This window comes from Mediterraneibacter agrestimuris (genome assembly GCF_943193195.1).
Taxonomy (GTDB): Bacteria; Bacillota; Clostridia; order Lachnospirales; family Lachnospiraceae; genus Schaedlerella; species Schaedlerella agrestimuris.
This window is the reverse complement of record NZ_CALPDG010000017.1, coordinates 19,730-36,636: the sequence shown is the minus strand read 5'-3', so window position 1 is coordinate 36,636 and position 16,907 is coordinate 19,730. Positions and strand designations below refer to the sequence as shown.

Here is a 16,907-nt window from a genome sequence, read left to right as displayed (position 1 = left end):
TAACAGTACTGCCAGAAGGCTGAACTGTTACTGTTTTAGTTACTTCGCCTTTTTTCTGAAACAGGCAATAAAAAAGCCGTCACTTTGATGCACTCCCGGCAGCAATTGTAAGCATCCGTCTTCCATCACATCTTTCTGCAGTTCTCCGCATAACCTGTCATGGATATCAGAGAGTTCAAACTGCGGATATTCCTGTAAGAACCAGTGTACATTCTCCATATTTTCCGCCGGATTAATGGTGCATGTGCTGTACACAAGTGTACCATCGGGTTTGACATACTTATGTACCACCGAGAGAATCTCCCGTTGTAATTCTGAAAGCTGTTCGCAGCCTTCTTCTGTCGCTTTATATTTCAAGTCTGTTTTCTTCCCCAGTACCCCAAGTCCTGAACACGGCAGATCCGCAATGACAATATCTGCCTTTTCCGCGCTATTCTCATCATATTTTACAGCGTCCTGACAAACTGCTGTTATATTATTCAACCCGGTACGCTCAATATTTTCCTGTATCAGTCCCACCTTATATGGTGTCAGATCACGGGCTTCCACATGTCCGCTGCCATTTAACTTCTCTGCTATATGAAGGGATTTGCCTCCCGGAGCCGCACAGACGTCAATCACCTTGTCTCCCTCGTTGGGATCTGCAATCTCACAGACCAGCATGGAGCTGATATCCTGCACGGAGAAAAGCCCTTTCTGAAAACTATCAAGTCCGGCAAGATAGTCAAAACCAGAAATGCACAGCGCATACGGCAGATAGGGGTGCTGTTCTGCACGAACCCCTTCTTCTGCCAGACACTTTTTTAATTCTGAAACACTGTTCTTACCCTTTGTCCGCACCTCTGCAACCTTACATCTCACAGTCAGCGGTGTCTCCCTCTGGAACTGCTCCAGCATCAGCTCTACTGTTTCTATACTGTAAGATTTCAGCCACAACTCCAAAATCCATACCGGCATGGAATATCTGACCGACAGATTTTGCACCGGATCCTGCGGGTAAACAACCTGCTCCAGATTACGCGCCACATTCCGCAGCACTCCGTTGACAAATCCCCGAAGACTTCCAAATCCCTTTTTCACCGCCAGCTTAACTGCCTCATTACAAGCGGCAGAATCCGGAACGGTGTCCATATATTTCATCTGATAAACCGCACTCCGCAAAATATTGCGGATAACCGGTTTCATTTTCTTTGCTTTAACTCTGGAAAACTGATCTAAAATATAGTCCAGCTCTATCATATGTTCCAGTGTGCCTTCCGTCGCCCGTGTGATAAAAGCCCGCTCTTTTTTATCCAGGTACTGATATTTGTTCAGTACATCTCGGAGTATCAGATGACTATATTGTCCGTTTTCCGTCACTTCCAGAAGTATCCCCAGCACCAGTTCCCGTTCGTTGACTGATTTAGTCATTTCGTCTTCTTCCTCCTGTAATGAGTATCAAACGCAGAAGCTGTAATATCATCGATGCTGTGCTTGCCACATAGGTCAGAGCGGCTGCTCCCAACACTTCTTTTGTCTGTTTCACTTCATCCTCATAGAGCATTCCGCTGCTTTCCAAAGTCCGCACCGCCCTGCCTGATGCATTAAATTCTACCGGAAGTGTCACGATCTGAAAAAGTACGGCGCCGGAAAACAATAGAATTCCGGCATTGATCAACAATCCGGCTGTCTGATTATTCATGAACAGACCAATCAGTATCAACGGCCATGCCAGAGTTGAACCAAAATTTGCCACCGGTACCAGCGCTCCTCTGATCTGCAGCGGTGCATAACCGACCGCATGCTGTACGGCATGTCCGCACTCATGTGCCGCCACGCCGATTGCCGCTACAGAAGAGGATGCATACGTCGCATCTGACAATCTCAGAACTTTATTTCTCGGATCATAATGATCGGTCAGCTTGCCTGAAACATGCTGTACCTGTACATCATAAATTCCATTTGCGCGTAAGATCCGTTCTGCTGCCTCTCTCCCTGTCATTCCTGTATGGCTTCGCACTCTGTCATATTTTTGAAATACACGGTTTACCCGGTTTGATGCCAGCATACAGAGTACTACACCAATTAATACTAATATATAAGTTCTGTCATAATAAAACATACTACTGCCTCCTATTATTGGTCGGATGCCTTGCAGCGCAGTGCAAGATGCCGTGTGAACAGTAACATTCTCCCATCACGCTTTCTTATGGACTTTAAAGTAAATACAAAGTCCTGCTCTAAACTGTTACTAATATTTCTCCTATGTTTATCTGATATCCTCTCAAAAATGCCCCTGTGTCCATCCGCTTCTTGCCCGGAATCTGTAATTCTAAAATCCCCAGTTCCCCGTTCCCCGTCTGTACAAAAAAGCAGTCCTTTTCTACACGAGTAACCGTTCCCGGAATAATCCCTGATGTATCCGCAGAGCCGTCAGACACTTTTGTTCTCCAGATCTTCAGAACCTTGCTGTTCCAGTAGGTATAAGCGCCGGGCCAGGAATTTAACCCTCTTATCAGCCGTTCGATCTCCACAGCCGGTTTGCTCCAGTCGATATTACCCAGCTTTTTATCCAGCATTTTCGCATAAATAGTCGGCGTCTCTCCCTGTTTTTCTGGCTGGATCGTTCCAGCTTCCAGCTCCACAAGTGTTTTCACACAGAGTTCTGCTCCGGCTTCTGCCAGTTTATCATGCAAAGTCTCACCTGTCTCTTCCGGCGTGATCACAACTTCTGTTTTCAGCAGCATATCTCCTGTATCCAGTCCTTCGTCCATCTGCATAGTAGTTACTCCCGTCACTTCTTCCCCACAGATGATCGACCACTGAATCGGCGCCGCCCCTCGATATTTCGGCAGCAGAGAAGCATGTACGTTGATACAGCCGTAAGGCGTCATTTCCAAGATTTCCCTCGGCAAAATCTGTCCGAACGCAATGACAACCATCACATCTGCCTCATACTTACGGAGCTCTTGTATACACTCCGCTTCCCGTACACGTCTCGGCTGAAAGACCGGAATATGATGACGGAGAGCCGCCTCTTTGACCGGAGTAAACTGTATTTCCTTTCCCCGGCCCTTTGGTTTATCCGGCTGAGTCACAGCAAGACAAACGTCATGCCCCGCCTCGATAAGCGCCTCCAGTGTACCAACGGAAAAATCCGGAGTTCCCATAAAAATAATACGCATTTTGTTCTCCTTTCCTACAGCTCCACAGTAAATACTATCCTTAATGTATACGCTTACAGCCCATCTTCTTCATCCGGGTAATCATCCTCTAAATCATCGTAAGTCACATCATGAACGCCGTCCTCCGTCTTATCCATATACATTTCTCCGTTTAGATGGTCAATCTCATGACAGAATGCTCTTGCCAGCAGACCTTCTCCCTCCATCTCAACCTCTTCCATTTTTTCATTTTGAAAATGTACTTTAACATGATCCGGACGCGTCACAATCCCACATTTTCCCGGAAGACTTAAGCATCCCTCTTCTCCAGTCTGCTCGCCCGATGTCTCAATAATTTCCGGATTGATCATAATGATCGGACCCTCACCCACATCGATCACTACGATCCGTTTCAGGATACCTACCTGAGGCGCTGCAAGTCCTACTCCCATTTTCTCATACATCGTATCCAGCATATCTCCGATCAGAATCTGGGTACGCAATGTCATCTTCGGTACTGCTTTGCATTGTTTTGTCAGAATTTCATCTCCGGCGATTCGTATTTCTCTGATTGCCATTTCTTCTCTCTCCTTTAAAATGTATTCATTGGGTTGAAGTCAAACTGAATCCGAATTGTATTAAATCCAGAATTCACTTCAATATATTGTTCCATCTGGTTCTTTATCTTTACCAGTGTATCATATCTTTCCGTTTTCAGATAGAGCACTTTCCGATAGATATCATTTATTTTACTGATTCCAGGCGCTGCGGGACCAATCACATCCACAGTCTCACCTTTGCAGACAAGCTGCGCATATTTTTTCAGATAATTGCATCCCTTCTCCAAATGCGACTCGTCCCCCGAACTTGCCAATACTGCCAGCAGATTTGCCGCCGGAGGATAGCCCATCAGCTCCCGATAACGAATTTCTTCCTGATAAAATACCTCGTAATCCTGAGCCGCCGCCGCTGTAATCGCATAATGCTCCGGGCTGTAGGTCTGAATCACCGCCTCGCCTGCTTTGGTTCCCCGTCCAGCTCGTCCTTCCGCCTGAGTAAGCAGCTGGAATGTCCTTTCTCCCGCCCGGTAGTCATCCGCATACAACGACATATCCGCCGCCAGCACGCCTACCAGAGTTACATTTGGAAAGTCATGTCCCTTCACGATCATCTGTGTTCCCACAAGTATATCTGCCTCTTCATTAGCAAACGCTGACAAAATCTGCTCGTGACCATCCTTTTCTTTTGTCGTATCCATATCCATCCGCAGTACTCTCGCATCCGGAAAACGCTGCCTGACAATCTCTTCGATCTGTTGGGTTCCTGCGCGGAATTCACCCACATGTCTGGAACCGCATTCAGGACAGACTGTCGGCTTCTGCTCTTCATATCCGCAATAATGACAGACCATTTTGCCGCCCTTATGGAAAGAAAGAGACACGTCACAATGCGGACATTTCACAACGTGTCCGCACTCCCGGCAGGATATAAATCCTGCATATCCACGACGGTTTAAAAAAAGCATAATCTGCTCTTTCTTCTGAAGACGTCCCTCCATCAACTCCTGTAATTTTTCACTTAGAATCGAACGGTTGCCATTCTTTAATTCCTGTCTCAAATCCACTGTATGTACCGTTGCCATTTCCTGCTGCCCGGAACGGTTCTTCAACTCTAAGAGCCGATATTCACCATGCTTTGCCCGGTACATAGATTCCAGTGACGGAGTTGCTGATCCAAGCACCAGACTGGCTCCTTCCATCTCAACTCTCGCCTGCGCCGTCTCGCGCGCATGATATCTGGGTACCTGTTCACTTTTGTATGTATTCTCATGCTCCTCATCAATAACGATCAGCCCCAGATTGGGAAATGGTGTAAAGAGTGCAGAACGTGGTCCGATCATCACATCCACCTCACCGCTTTTTGCACGCATCATCTGATCATACCGTTCTCCCACCGAAAGACGGGAGTGCATAATAGTCACCCGGTCCCCAAAGCAGCGGTAAAAGCGCATTACCGTCTGGAATGTCAGGGCAATTTCCGGAATCAGCACAATTGCCTGCCTTCCCATGCCCACTGCACGGCGGATCATTTCAATGTAGACCTCTGTCTTACCGCTTCCGGTCACACCGTGAATGAGATAGGTTCCGTACTTTCCCTGCTGATAGTCTTGCCAAAAATGTTCAATCGCATACTTCTGCTCATCAGTAAAGAAAATTTCTTTTCTTTCCTGCTCCCGGGATTTGACAGGATTGCGGAATATCTGTTCCGTTTCCAGCGCAAGTACCCCCTGCTCTTCCAGTGCACGCACAACAGTCAGGGTGATATTCAGTTTCTTACTTACCAGTTCATAGTCCAGAAGAGGTTCTTCCAAAAGCGCCGCCAGAAGTCTTGCTCTCGCCTTCTGATTCTTTTTCTCATACAGTTCCAGTTTCTGCCTGCCTTGTGCTTCTCCAAGCAAGAGCCGGACACGCTTTTTCACCTTCGCCTGTTCTTTCTGCTTGATCGGAAGTACAGTTTTCAGCGACTGGATCATCGTTCCTCCATAATGTTCCTTTATCCATGCCGCCAGCGCCACAAGCCTGCCTTCGATCACTACTCCTCTGCGGGAAATATCTTTGATTTCTTTTACTTTAAACAAATCATAATCACAGGTTTCAGAAAAACCGACTACATACCCCTTTGTCTCCCGGTTACCCTTACCGAAGGGCACCAGTACTTCCGCACCAACAGAAAGTTCCCCTTCCAAATGGGAGGGGACTCTGTATTGAAAAATCTTATCCAGTTTTTCATGTGTAATATCTACGATAATATTCGCAAACATGAAAGTTCCTTTCTTGTTCTTTCTTCTTGACAGCAATATTCAGCTTCACCTAAGAATTTTTCTGCCCCAGTTCTTCCAGCACTTCCTGGATCAGCACACGCTCATCCATAGGATACTTTACACCCTTGATTTCCTGATAATCCTCATGCCCCTTGCCCGCCAGCACTATGACATCTCCTGTCTGTCCATGCTCAATGACATACCTGATCGCCTCTTTCCGGTCACAGATTTCCACATATTTTCCATTGGTCCTGCCGATACCAGTCTTAATATCCTCAATAATATCCAGCGGCTCTTCAAACCTTGGGTTATCCGACGTAATAACCGTCAGATCTGCCAGACGTCCTGATACCTCACCCATCTCATAGCGACGGTCCTTAGAACGGTTGCCGCCGCAGCCGAAGAGACATACAAGACGATCTGGATCGTACTCCTTCAATGTCAGCAAAAGACTTTCCAGACTCATGGCATTGTGTGCATAGTCAATCATCAGTGTGAAGTCATCGGATACCTTCACCATCTCGATACGTCCTTTTACCCTTGCCTCCTTCAATGCCTTTTTGATCACAGTCTCCGGCACGCCAAAATGTCTGCACACTGCGATCGCAGTCAGTGAATTATATACGCTGAACGTTCCCGGAACATCAATTTCCACATCAAAATCCATCAATCCGGACACACGGTATGCTACGCCCAGATACCCTGGTCTGGAAACAAGATGTGTATCTACCGCACGCAAGTCTGCTTTCTCTGAAAATCCAAACGTCTCTGTCTTGCAGACTGCCCCTGTAAACACATCTTCAAAATATTTATCGTCTACATTGGCGATTCCCAGCTTGCATTGTTTGAACAACAAACCTTTGCATCTCTTGTAATCGTCAAAATCCTTGTGTTCATTCGGTCCGATATGATCCTTTCCAAGATTCGTAAAAATACCGATCTCAAACGGAATCCCTGCTGTCCGGTGAAGCATCAGCCCCTGTGAAGAAACCTCCATAACCACACTGTCGCATCCCGCCTCTGCCATCTCTGCAAAATACTGGTGAATTGTAAAGGACTCCGGCGTAGTATTGGCTGCCGGAATCTTCTTATCTCCGATGATCGTCTCGATGGTTCCGATCAGTCCTACCTTGTACCCTACTTCTTCCAGAATTGACCTGATCATATAAGTAGTTGTCGTTTTTCCCTTTGTTCCGGTAATACCGATAACCTTCAATTTATCTGCAGGATATCCAAAATATGCCGCCGACATCAATGCCAATGCATAGCGGGTATCCTCTACGCGGATCACAGTCACATGCTCAGGCGCGGCAGTCTCCTTTTCCACGATAACCGCAGCAGCGCCTTTCGCTGCCACATCTGCTACAAAATCATGACCATCCACAACAGCACCGCTGATGCAGACAAAAACCGAATCCTGTTCTACCTTTCTGGAATCATTTGCCAGGGTGGAAATCTCAATTTCATCCGTCCCCTGTACCACCTCATACTGTAAGCGCTCCAGTAACTGGTTTAATTTCATCATCAATTTACTCCTCTTATTCACAAGTTCGCTGCCCTCGAAGCTCCTTTCAGACATTTATGTCTGTCTTCTTTTGCTTAATCCAGCTCTTTCTCACACATTTCCAGCGCTGCCCCGATTACCTTATCCATATCATAATACTTATAATTGCCAAGACGTCCGCCGAAAATCACGTTTTCTTCTTTTGCAGCCATCTCACGGTACTTTTCAAACAGTGCATTGTTCTGCTCATTATTCACCGGATAATAAGGCTCCATGCCAACGCTCCACTCTGAAGAATACTCTCTGGAAATTACTGTCTTCTCCTGCTTTCCAAACTCAAAATGCTTGTGCTCAATAATCCGTGTATACGGAACTTCTCTCTCAGTGTAGTTGACAACCGCATTTCCCTGATAGTTATCAGTATCCAGAACCTCTGTCTCAAAACGAACAGAGCGATATTCCAGCGCGCCCAGTTTATAATCAAAGTATTCGTCAATCATTCCGGTAAATACTGTTTTCTCTGCAACATCAGGGTTTTCCTTAACAAACTCAAAATAATCTGTGTTTGTCTTAACATCTGCACCATCCAGCATCTTCTCCACGATCTTTGTATAACCGCCCATCGGAATCCCCTGAAAACGATCATTAAAGTAGTTGTTATCATAAGTAAACCGAACCGGAAGGCGCTTGATAATAAATGCCGGAAGGTCTTTGCAGTCTCTGCCCCACTGCTTCTCTGTATAACCTTTTACCAGTTTCTCGAACACATCTTTACCGATCAGGGACAATCCCTGTTCTTCCAGATTCTTCGGCTCCGTAATTCCTGTCTCTGCCACCTGCTCTGCAATCTTTGCCTTTGCCTCCTGAGGTGTGCGGATATTCCACATCTTGCTGAAAGTGTTCATGTTAAACGGTAGATTATATAGCTCATCCTTGTACACTGCTATCGGAGAATTAATGTAATTATTAAACTCCGCAAACTGGTTGATATATTCCCAGATTTTCTTATCCGATGTATGAAAAATATGTGCACCATACTTATGCACATTGATCCCTTCAATTTCCTCACAATAAATATTTCCCGCAATGTGGTCACGCTTGTCAATCACAAAACAAGATTTTCCTTTTTTCTTTGCCTCGTGAGCAAACACTGCTCCGTACAATCCTGCCCCAACTACCAGATAATCATATTTCATAATCCCGTGTCTCCTTTTCCCAGCTCTTTATGTCCGCATATATCATATCACAAAGAAGAAAAAAAAACCACCGGTCACTTCTCATAACCGATGGTTTTTCGATCAGCCCTTACTGTTCACACCCTACGGGTGCTCCAGTAACAGTATCCAGCCCATTTTAAGTCGCCTTCGGCGAGTGGCTGGATATATCGCTGTCATCACTTCATTGACCGGACACCTTGCAGCGCAGTGCAAGGCGCCGTGTGAACAGTAACGATCACCCTTTAACTGCACCTGCCGCAACACCCTTGATGATGTGCTTCTGACAGGAAAGGTAGAACACGATGACAGGGATGACCGCTAAGATCAACGCTGCCATAATGGCTCCCATGTCAACTCTGCCGTAGCTTCCCTTCATATACTGTATAGCAATGGAAACCGTCTTATACTTATTCAGATCCAGTACCAGATAGGGGAGAAGGAAATCGTTCCATATCCACATAGTTTCCAAAATACCGACAGAAATATAAGTCGGTTTCATAATCGGAAGTACCACAGAGAAAAAGGTCCTAAGAGGAGTACATCCGTCAATCATTGCCGCCTCCTCAATTTCCAGCGGAATGGACTTTACAAATCCGCAGAACATAAACACCGCCAGCCCGGCTCCGAAGCCCAGATAGATAATAATGATCCCCCATGGTGTGTTCAGTTTTGTACGGTCCGCCACAAGAGAAAGTGTAAACATCACCATCTGGAAGGGTACAACCATGGAAAATACGCAGAGTAGGTACAGCGTCTGTGTAAACTTTGTTTTTACGCGTGTAATGTACCATGCACACATGGATGTACATACAAGGATTACCAGCACGGAGCCCACAGTGATAAACAATGTCCAGCCCACTGCACTTAACAGATTATACTTATCGATCGCTGTAATATAGTTTTCAATACCGTTTAAAGTCTTTTCATCCGGCAGTGTAAACGGCTGCTTGTTAATGTACACTTTTTTCTTAAAGGAATTCATCAACACAATCAGAATCGGTGCAATATATACCAGACCCAAGATAGCAAACATGCCTGTACCGATCCCGCTCCACATTTTCTTTTTACTCATTTACTGCTGCACCTCCTTGGAACGAGTTGCCCGAAGCTGGATCATTCCGATCCCAACTACAAGGATAAAGAACAATACTGCTTTCGCCTGTCCTACACCTTCCCAACCGGTTCTGCCATAAAATGTATTAAAGATATTCAGCGCCATCATTTCTGACATCTTAGACGGTTCACCCGCTGTCAGTGACAAGTTCTGATCGAACAGCTTAAATCCATTAGTGATAGATAAGAACATACAGATTGTAATGGACGGCATCATCATCGGAATCGTCACCTTAAACAGTCTCTGGATTCCGGACGCTCCGTCAATCTGCGCCGCTTCCATCACGTCTCCCGGGATAGACTGTAGTCCCGCAATATAGATGATCATCATATATCCGATCTGCTGCCAGCTTACCAGAATGATCAATCCCCAGAAACCGTACCACTCGTTCAGTCCGAGAGCCGTTCCAAAACTCGCAAGAACCCCGTTAAAAATCAACTGCCAGATATATCCCAGCACGATACCGCCAATTAAATTCGGCATAAAGAAAATTGTACGGAACAGGTTCGTTCCTTTCATCTTCTGTGTAAGGGCAAGGGCAAGTAAAAATGCAAACACATTGATCATGATTAGAGATACTATTGCAAACAGCGCCGTATACCAGAAAGAATGACGGAAAACCGTATCCTTAAGTGCATCCACATAGTTTGAAAAACCGACAAATCTGGCATCTGTAACCGTTGTAAATTTACAGAATGACAGCCATATTCCCATCAGGAAGGGAACAATAAATCCGAGAATAAACGCACAGAATGTCGGCAGTATAAATATCGGCATATAACGTTTTATGGCTTTTTCCACAAAATCGCCCTCCTTCTCTAAAAAACGGCGGGTATTCTAACTATCACCCGCCGTATCACATTTTCTTTGAAATATCAATCTGTCTATTTTGCTGCGGCTGCTTCTGTTGCCCATCCGTCTACAAAAGCAGTTACAACTGCATCCCATTTTTCATCTGTCTGGTCTGCCGCATAAGCTGTCAGTGCTGAACCTACGCCGTTTTTCCACTCTTCAGACGGCATAGTTGAGAAGTTCCATGTTACAGGAGTTTTTCCTGCTTCCAGATATGCGTTTGCCTCATTCACAAGTACATTTGAGGACTCCAGATTGCCTTCAAACGGAATAACAAATCCCATCTCATTGCACATAGCCTCAACACCTGCATCTGATGTCACACACCAGTTCATGAAATCAAGTGTTGCCTGAATATCTTCCTCGGCTGCCTTACTGTTTACGCACCAGTAGTTCTCCGTACCTGTACATACTCCCTGTTCTTCTTCGCCGTCAACACCGATATAAATCGGAAGGATTCCGATATTTTCTTCTCCGACATCTGCAATATCTGTCATTGCCCATGTACCGTTCTGATAAAATACTGCTTCTTCTGTTACAAACTCAGCTACTGCGTCGTCGCCTGTCTTTGTAGAAAGAAGCGCCGGCTCACAGGTTGCATTGTTAATATAGAGATCCCAAATCTGACGGTAGTTTTCAAGATATGTACCCTTGATCGCGTCTGTGTTGTCAATTCCTTCGTCCTGGTACTCATAGTAAATCGGAAGGTTCGCAAGATGCGTCTTAAATCTCCAGTCAGAAGAACCGTCCATACCTGCGGAAGTAAATGCAGAAAATCCAAGCTCATCCTTTCTTGCGGTAATATCTTCTGCCACCTTTTTAAAGCTGTCAAACCCTGTAATGTCATCTGCTGTATATCCTGCTTCTTCCAGAAGCACCTTGTTGTAAATGATGCCATAGTTCTCTACAACATATGCAACACCCAGTGTCTTGTCTCCATCCTTCAGTGCAAAGGACTCGTCCGTCAAACCTTTTGCAATATCAGAATCCGTCATATCGTAACAGTAATCCTTCCAGCCTGCAAGACCTACCGGACCATTTACCTGAAACAGGGTCGGAGCCTCTGTCTTAGCCATCTCAGACTTCAATGTCTTTTCATATTCCCCGGAAGCCGCTGTCAGTACAGTTACTGGAACCCCTGTTTCCGCCGTATATTCCTCTGCCAGAGCCTGCCACTGCTCGTCTGCCTCCGGTTTGAAATTCAAATAATAAACCTTTCCTTCTGCCTCTGCACCTGCATCTGATGCATCTGTTTTACTTTCTGCATCACCAGAATTTCCACATCCGGAAATCATACCGGTTATCATCGCCGCTGCCAGTAATACAGAAATCACTTTACGCTTTTTCATACTTTTTCACTCACCTTTCCGGAAATTTTTCATTTCCTTTGTTCTGTAAATATCATACCAACAGCCATCAAAAATGGTTAACAATTTAAAAACCTAAAATACAAAAAATAATACTCTGCTCATTGTTCCTCTAAAAATTGTTGAATACTTTCATCCGCTCTTCTTGTAAACTCCGCCGCATCAATCTTGCCCATTGCCAGATCCGGCAGCGCTGCGCCTAAAGTCTCTTCCTGAAGTATCGAATTCCACTTCACCTGATAGTTAGGGACAAACTGTGGATTCCCCTGATATACCGCCAGATAGTCTCGCTCCGCAAAAGTAAGATCTTCCGGGTTCTCTGACAACATCCTTTCTTTTTCCGCCTTATTCTGCGCAGTTCTGTATTTGATAAATTCCAGCGCCCCTTCTTTCACATCATCTGGATAACTTTCCACAATAGCCCAGCCAAAAGTCTCTGGCGATGAAATAAGCTTATTTCCCGGAAATGCAGAAAAACGGACAGTATTCTCCCACTCCTCGGGTATCTGGTCGATCATCCAGTAACCATTGGGTATCATAGCTGCCCTTCCAGAAAAAAACTCGTTATAAGACATGTCAAAATCTGAATACAAAGCGTCCTTCGTTGTATATGTAAACAATCTCTTAAGTGTCTGTGCCAAATGAATCCCTGATTCATTCTGGTAACTGTCCGGATACAGCTTCTTCATAAACTCTGCGCCCTCTTCTGAATCTGCCAGCTCCGCCGTAGCAAACAACATAGCTGCCCACGCCGTACCCTCAGTATGTATCGCAAGCGGCGTGATCCCATGTGCCTGCAAGGTATCGCAGCACTCCCAGAATTCCGTCCATGTCTGCGGAAACGAGGTGATTCCTGCCTGTGCAAACAATTCCTCATTCCAAAAAACGCCGGAGCAGGAAAAGAACGCTGTACTGATCGGCGCAAGATACAGATTTCCTTCTTTCTCCATACAGGATTCCAGCACTACCGGTTCAATCATATCTTTCCATTCTTCATCCTCTTCAATATAAGAGGAAAGTTCCATCAGCCGTTCATCCGCTATCATCATATTGTAAAAGGAAGGCAGCATTCTCAAATCTGTAATAACAGCGGGAAGAGTATCTGTGGCGTTGCGCCGCTTCAGATTCTGGCGGTAGTCCTCTTCTGTTTCCATAACCCACTTTACATCCATATGCCAGATTCCCTCGTATTCCTTATTAAATGCCATGATCAAACTTTCCTCATTCTTCTTGCCAGTGGAAGGATCTACAGTCAAAATCATGGGAATCTGTACTTCTTCCTGTTTCTGTTCAGTCTTTACCTCCTGATGGCCACATCCGGCAGCCAGACTGATAAAGAGTAAAATTGCCGCCAGCATACCGCACACACGTCTGTCACATTTCTTAACACTGCACATCTTCCCATCTTCCCCCTTTTGGTATCTGAATTCTACATCTTGTACCGTCTTCTTCCCTTTCATAGTAAAAACGTACCCTGTCTGTATATTTCAGCCTGAGCCGCGTCATAATGTTTACCACGCCATATCCATGTTCACTCTCCGGAAAACAGTCCTTCAGCTCCGCCAGCGGCAGCGTATTCATGCATAAAACACGCTCGCACATCTCCTCCTCTATAGGACTGCCGTTGTTAAACACCGTCAGACAAAGCATTTCCTGATTTTCTTCTACCACGATTTCTATCTTTCCGCCCTCAAAAATGTCACAAAATCCATACTTAATCGCATTTTCCACCAAAGGCTGCAAAATCAATTTCAATACCCATGTGTTTGCCGCATCTACCCGGCAGTCAATGTTGTAAGAAAATAAATTCATGTTTCGTATCTGTTGGATTTCCATGTAGCTCTTTACATTCTCCAACTCGTCTGCCACAGTGACGATGTCGCTCCCCTTGCTCAAAGATAACCGCAGATATTTGGACAGCGCCTGTATCATTTTCATGGTAGTCTCTTCCCCGTTGAGCCGCGCCAGCATATAAATAGTATCCAGCGTATTATATAAAAAGTGAGGGTTGATCTGACTCATCAGCATATTCAGTTCACTTGTCCGCAGCTCTCTTTCCTGTTCTTTTATCTCTGCCAGAAGCCGTTCAATATTTCCAAGCATTTCATTATAAGAATGTCCGATCCCGTCCAGCTCTGTATTCGTATGAAGCTCCGTAATTCTTTGAAAATCATTGCCGTCAAATCCGGTCATCGCCTCATTAATGATCTGAATCGGCTTTGTAAAACGCTCCGAGAAATATAGACTTAAGAATACCGCCACAGCCGCGATCAAAAGATAAATACCTACCAATATCAGAAGCATTCGGGTCAGCTCTGCATTCAGTACATTGTCCGGCACAAAAGAAAATACCGTCAGCCCGCTCTCCGCCTGGCGATATGCCGACAATGCACCATCGCCCACGCGCTCTCCTGAGAGCAGCATTCCCTTGCATTCACCATCCAAGAGCTCCTGCATATGGTGAACGCCCTTATCCATTTTATCTGCATCTTTTCTGTTAGACAGACAGATATCCCCATTTTTATCCATTATTCCGATGGTAATGCCATCGCTCATTCCCACATCCGTCTTTAACATTTCCTCTAGAAACTGAGGACTCATTTTCAAAAACAACATCCCCGGTTCATGGGCATATTCCAGACTTCGGATATAACGTCCGATAAACAGTGTCTTCTCCTCACTTCCAAACAGTGTGTCCTCTGTCCAGAACCATTTTGTCTTACTGTAATCATCTCCCAGAAATTCTTGAAACCCACTTTGCTCTACATCTTCATAAGAAACAGATGAGTAGGATCTTCCGTATACATTGCCCTTATTATCCACATAACAGTAATCGGCCATGCCCTCCAGATCAATGTAGGCAAAATATTTACCCAGCGCCAGCATATTGACCTCCTCCAGTCCCTTTGTCTGTAGGCTCTCCTGCACGTCCTCATAAAAAATACACTCTGCCGTTACCTCATCACTTTTCTGATACATATTATCCAAAGCAATGCCCATGCGCTCGGTCATAAATTCATACTTGCCGCTGATGGCATCCAGCATACTTGTCCGGACATAGATTACGATTCCCACTGAGGAAAGTACCAGCGTCAGCATAAGCAGTGCGATTGTATATTTTAAATATTTTCTCCGAATTCCAGAAATTATTTTCATGACTCATGTTCCTTTTTATATTCGCTTGGCAGTTGCCCTGTGTATTGCTTAAACAAATGCGAAAAATAGGACGGGTTGTTGATTCCTACCTGATCACAGATGTCACCGATACTTCCATTTCCTTCCTCCAGAAGACGCTTTGCCTTTTCCATCCTCTGTCTCAGCAGATATTTTTTAAACGTCATGTGGAATGTGTTTTTAAATACCCTTCCAAAATATACCGGATTGAGATACACATAAGATGCAACCGACACGATGGAAAGCGCCTCATCGTCCAGATGTTCCTCTATGTAAGCCATCGCAACTGACATGTATTCCTTGAAATATCGTACCTCCTCGTTGGGAATATGTTCTGTGCGGCTCATGATAACGCCGCATAGAATCTTGTAACAGACATCGACTGTCTTTGCCGCATTTAAGTTGATGATATTGGAATAATAGTTCCGAAACTGATCCTTGATACTCTCCTCAATTCCATAGGAATCCTTCAACATCAGTTCTACCCGCAGCATCACCTTATGCAGGTATTGGCACTGTATCTCTTCCTCATGCGGAAGTCCGTAGATAAACTGGACAAATGCCTCTTTTAATTCCTTCAGATTATTTTTTCTGACTGCATTGATGATCAAAAGCTCCGCATCCAACGAATAGGTGTCCTCTGTCTGTTCCTCTATTTCCTCCGGTACTGTAAAGGCACTGGCACCAGATGCACTTGCCAGTCCAAACAACTTCTGTGCCTCTTCAACGCTGCGCTTCATACCTGAGATTCCTTTATACGGCTTGGAAATAGAGGCAACCACAAGATTTTTCTCCTCACGTTTCACTGTCTCCAAAATTGTCTTTAACTCGCGAACCGTCACATTTTCCTGAGTTTTTACAATAAAGATACCGTTGCCATCCTCACCTTCAAATTTCCAATAGAAATACCTCTCTCTGATCTTCTCCTCAAGGCTGCCTAGAACTGCAAATCTGGAAGCCTCATAATCCAGTGAATTGGTAATCTTATATGTCAGATCAATGTCCACACACACAGAAATAAAACGGTCATTCTCCCCCAGCACGTCTCCAATGGTATCAAATACCTCTTTTACCTTCTCCTCAGGTATACGGTTCTGCACATACTTCTGAACGACCATCTGCAAGAAACTGGCGGCATCCTTCATCAGAAGCTTTTCCCAATTTTCATACCGCTCTTTGCTCTCCAGACGTTCCATACAGGTCTCATATGCTCCCCGCATAGTCTCATGCAGTTTGTCATCCTCCACTGGCTTTAACAGATAGGCATAGGCTCCCAGTTCACAAGCCTGTTGTGCATATTCAAAATCACGATAAGCACTCAGCACAATAAACAGGCTGTCTATTCCTGCCTTCTGCGTTTCCTCCATGACCATCAGTCCGGTAATTTTCTTCATACGAATATCCGTCAGAACCACATGAGGATGGGTTCTTTGAATCAAATCAATCGCCTGCTGCCCGCTCTGGGCAGTTCCCACAACATCAAACCCCATGCCCTCCCAGTCATAGGTATCCAAAAGTCCCTGCAGCAGAATTGCCTCGTCATCAATAATCACCAGTTTTAACATTCGCATATCGTATCTTTCTCCTGAAATATATATTTCTACCTTCTCTCATATCATTATAAAAGATGGTATGGAAGAACTTTTACTAAAAACCCAACCTATAATACCAAAAATCATACATACTTCAAAAGTAATGCTATCAAAAAGAAAGAA

Annotated in this window: 13 protein-coding genes; all 13 read right to left on the bottom strand. The window is 45.0% G+C overall.

What is annotated here, in order from left to right:
- Window positions 1-39: 39 nt before the first annotated feature.
- The 13 genes from rsmB to NFS18_RS09900 all read right to left on the bottom strand — a co-directional run bounded on the left by rsmB (window position 40) and on the right by NFS18_RS09900 (window position 16,763).
- Window positions 40-1,410, bottom strand: a complete 1,371-nt coding sequence (gene rsmB, locus NFS18_RS09960; RefSeq protein WP_251389895.1) for a 16S rRNA (cytosine(967)-C(5))-methyltransferase RsmB — start codon at window positions 1,408-1,410, stop codon at window positions 40-42.
- Entirely contained in the window at window positions 1,403-2,101 is a 699-nt protein-coding gene (locus NFS18_RS09955; protein WP_251389894.1) for a zinc metallopeptidase, read from the bottom strand. The genes rsmB and NFS18_RS09955 overlap by 8 nt, the downstream gene beginning before the upstream one ends.
- A 118-nt stretch (window positions 2,102-2,219) precedes the next feature.
- Entirely contained in the window at window positions 2,220-3,164 is a 945-nt protein-coding gene (gene fmt / locus NFS18_RS09950; RefSeq protein ID WP_251389893.1) for a methionyl-tRNA formyltransferase, read from the bottom strand.
- A 53-nt stretch (window positions 3,165-3,217) separates the two neighbouring features.
- Window positions 3,218-3,721, bottom strand: coding sequence for a peptide deformylase (gene def / locus NFS18_RS09945; protein WP_251389892.1), 504 nt, complete (start codon window positions 3,719-3,721; stop codon window positions 3,218-3,220).
- A gap of 14 nt (window positions 3,722-3,735) precedes the next feature.
- Window positions 3,736-5,964 carry a replication restart helicase PriA gene (gene priA / locus NFS18_RS09940; protein WP_251389891.1) on the bottom strand — a complete coding sequence of 743 codons (2,229 nt, stop codon included), beginning with the start codon at window positions 5,962-5,964 and terminating at the stop codon, window positions 3,736-3,738.
- A 49-nt stretch (window positions 5,965-6,013) separates the two neighbouring features.
- Entirely contained in the window at window positions 6,014-7,486 is a 1,473-nt protein-coding gene (locus NFS18_RS09935) for a UDP-N-acetylmuramoyl-L-alanyl-D-glutamate--2,6-diaminopimelate ligase (protein ID WP_251389926.1), read from the bottom strand.
- A gap of 77 nt (window positions 7,487-7,563) precedes the next feature.
- Window positions 7,564-8,664 carry a UDP-galactopyranose mutase gene (gene glf / locus NFS18_RS09930; protein ID WP_251389890.1) on the bottom strand — a complete coding sequence of 367 codons (1,101 nt, stop codon included), beginning with the start codon at window positions 8,662-8,664 and terminating at the stop codon, window positions 7,564-7,566.
- 256 nt (window positions 8,665-8,920) lie between these two features.
- Entirely contained in the window at window positions 8,921-9,757 is an 837-nt protein-coding gene (locus tag NFS18_RS09925; RefSeq protein WP_251389889.1) for a carbohydrate ABC transporter permease, read from the bottom strand.
- Entirely contained in the window at window positions 9,758-10,600 is an 843-nt protein-coding gene (locus NFS18_RS09920) for a carbohydrate ABC transporter permease (protein WP_251389888.1), read from the bottom strand.
- 83 nt (window positions 10,601-10,683) lie between these two features.
- On the bottom strand, window positions 10,684-12,000 hold the full coding sequence (locus tag NFS18_RS09915; RefSeq protein WP_251389887.1) for an ABC transporter substrate-binding protein: 1,317 nt from the start codon (window positions 11,998-12,000) through the stop codon (window positions 10,684-10,686).
- 119 nt (window positions 12,001-12,119) lie between these two features.
- Window positions 12,120-13,415 carry an ABC transporter substrate-binding protein gene (locus NFS18_RS09910; protein ID WP_251389886.1) on the bottom strand — a complete coding sequence of 432 codons (1,296 nt, stop codon included), beginning with the start codon at window positions 13,413-13,415 and terminating at the stop codon, window positions 12,120-12,122.
- Complete coding sequence (locus NFS18_RS09905; RefSeq protein ID WP_251389885.1) at window positions 13,402-15,174, bottom strand: sensor histidine kinase; 1,773 nt, start codon at window positions 15,172-15,174, stop codon at window positions 13,402-13,404. The genes NFS18_RS09910 and NFS18_RS09905 overlap by 14 nt, the downstream gene beginning before the upstream one ends.
- A complete protein-coding gene (locus NFS18_RS09900; protein ID WP_251389884.1) occupies window positions 15,171-16,763 on the bottom strand; it encodes a response regulator transcription factor in 1,593 nt (530 codons plus the stop codon). Before NFS18_RS09900 ends, NFS18_RS09905 begins: the two co-directional genes overlap by 4 nt.
- Window positions 16,764-16,907 lie beyond the last annotated feature (144 nt).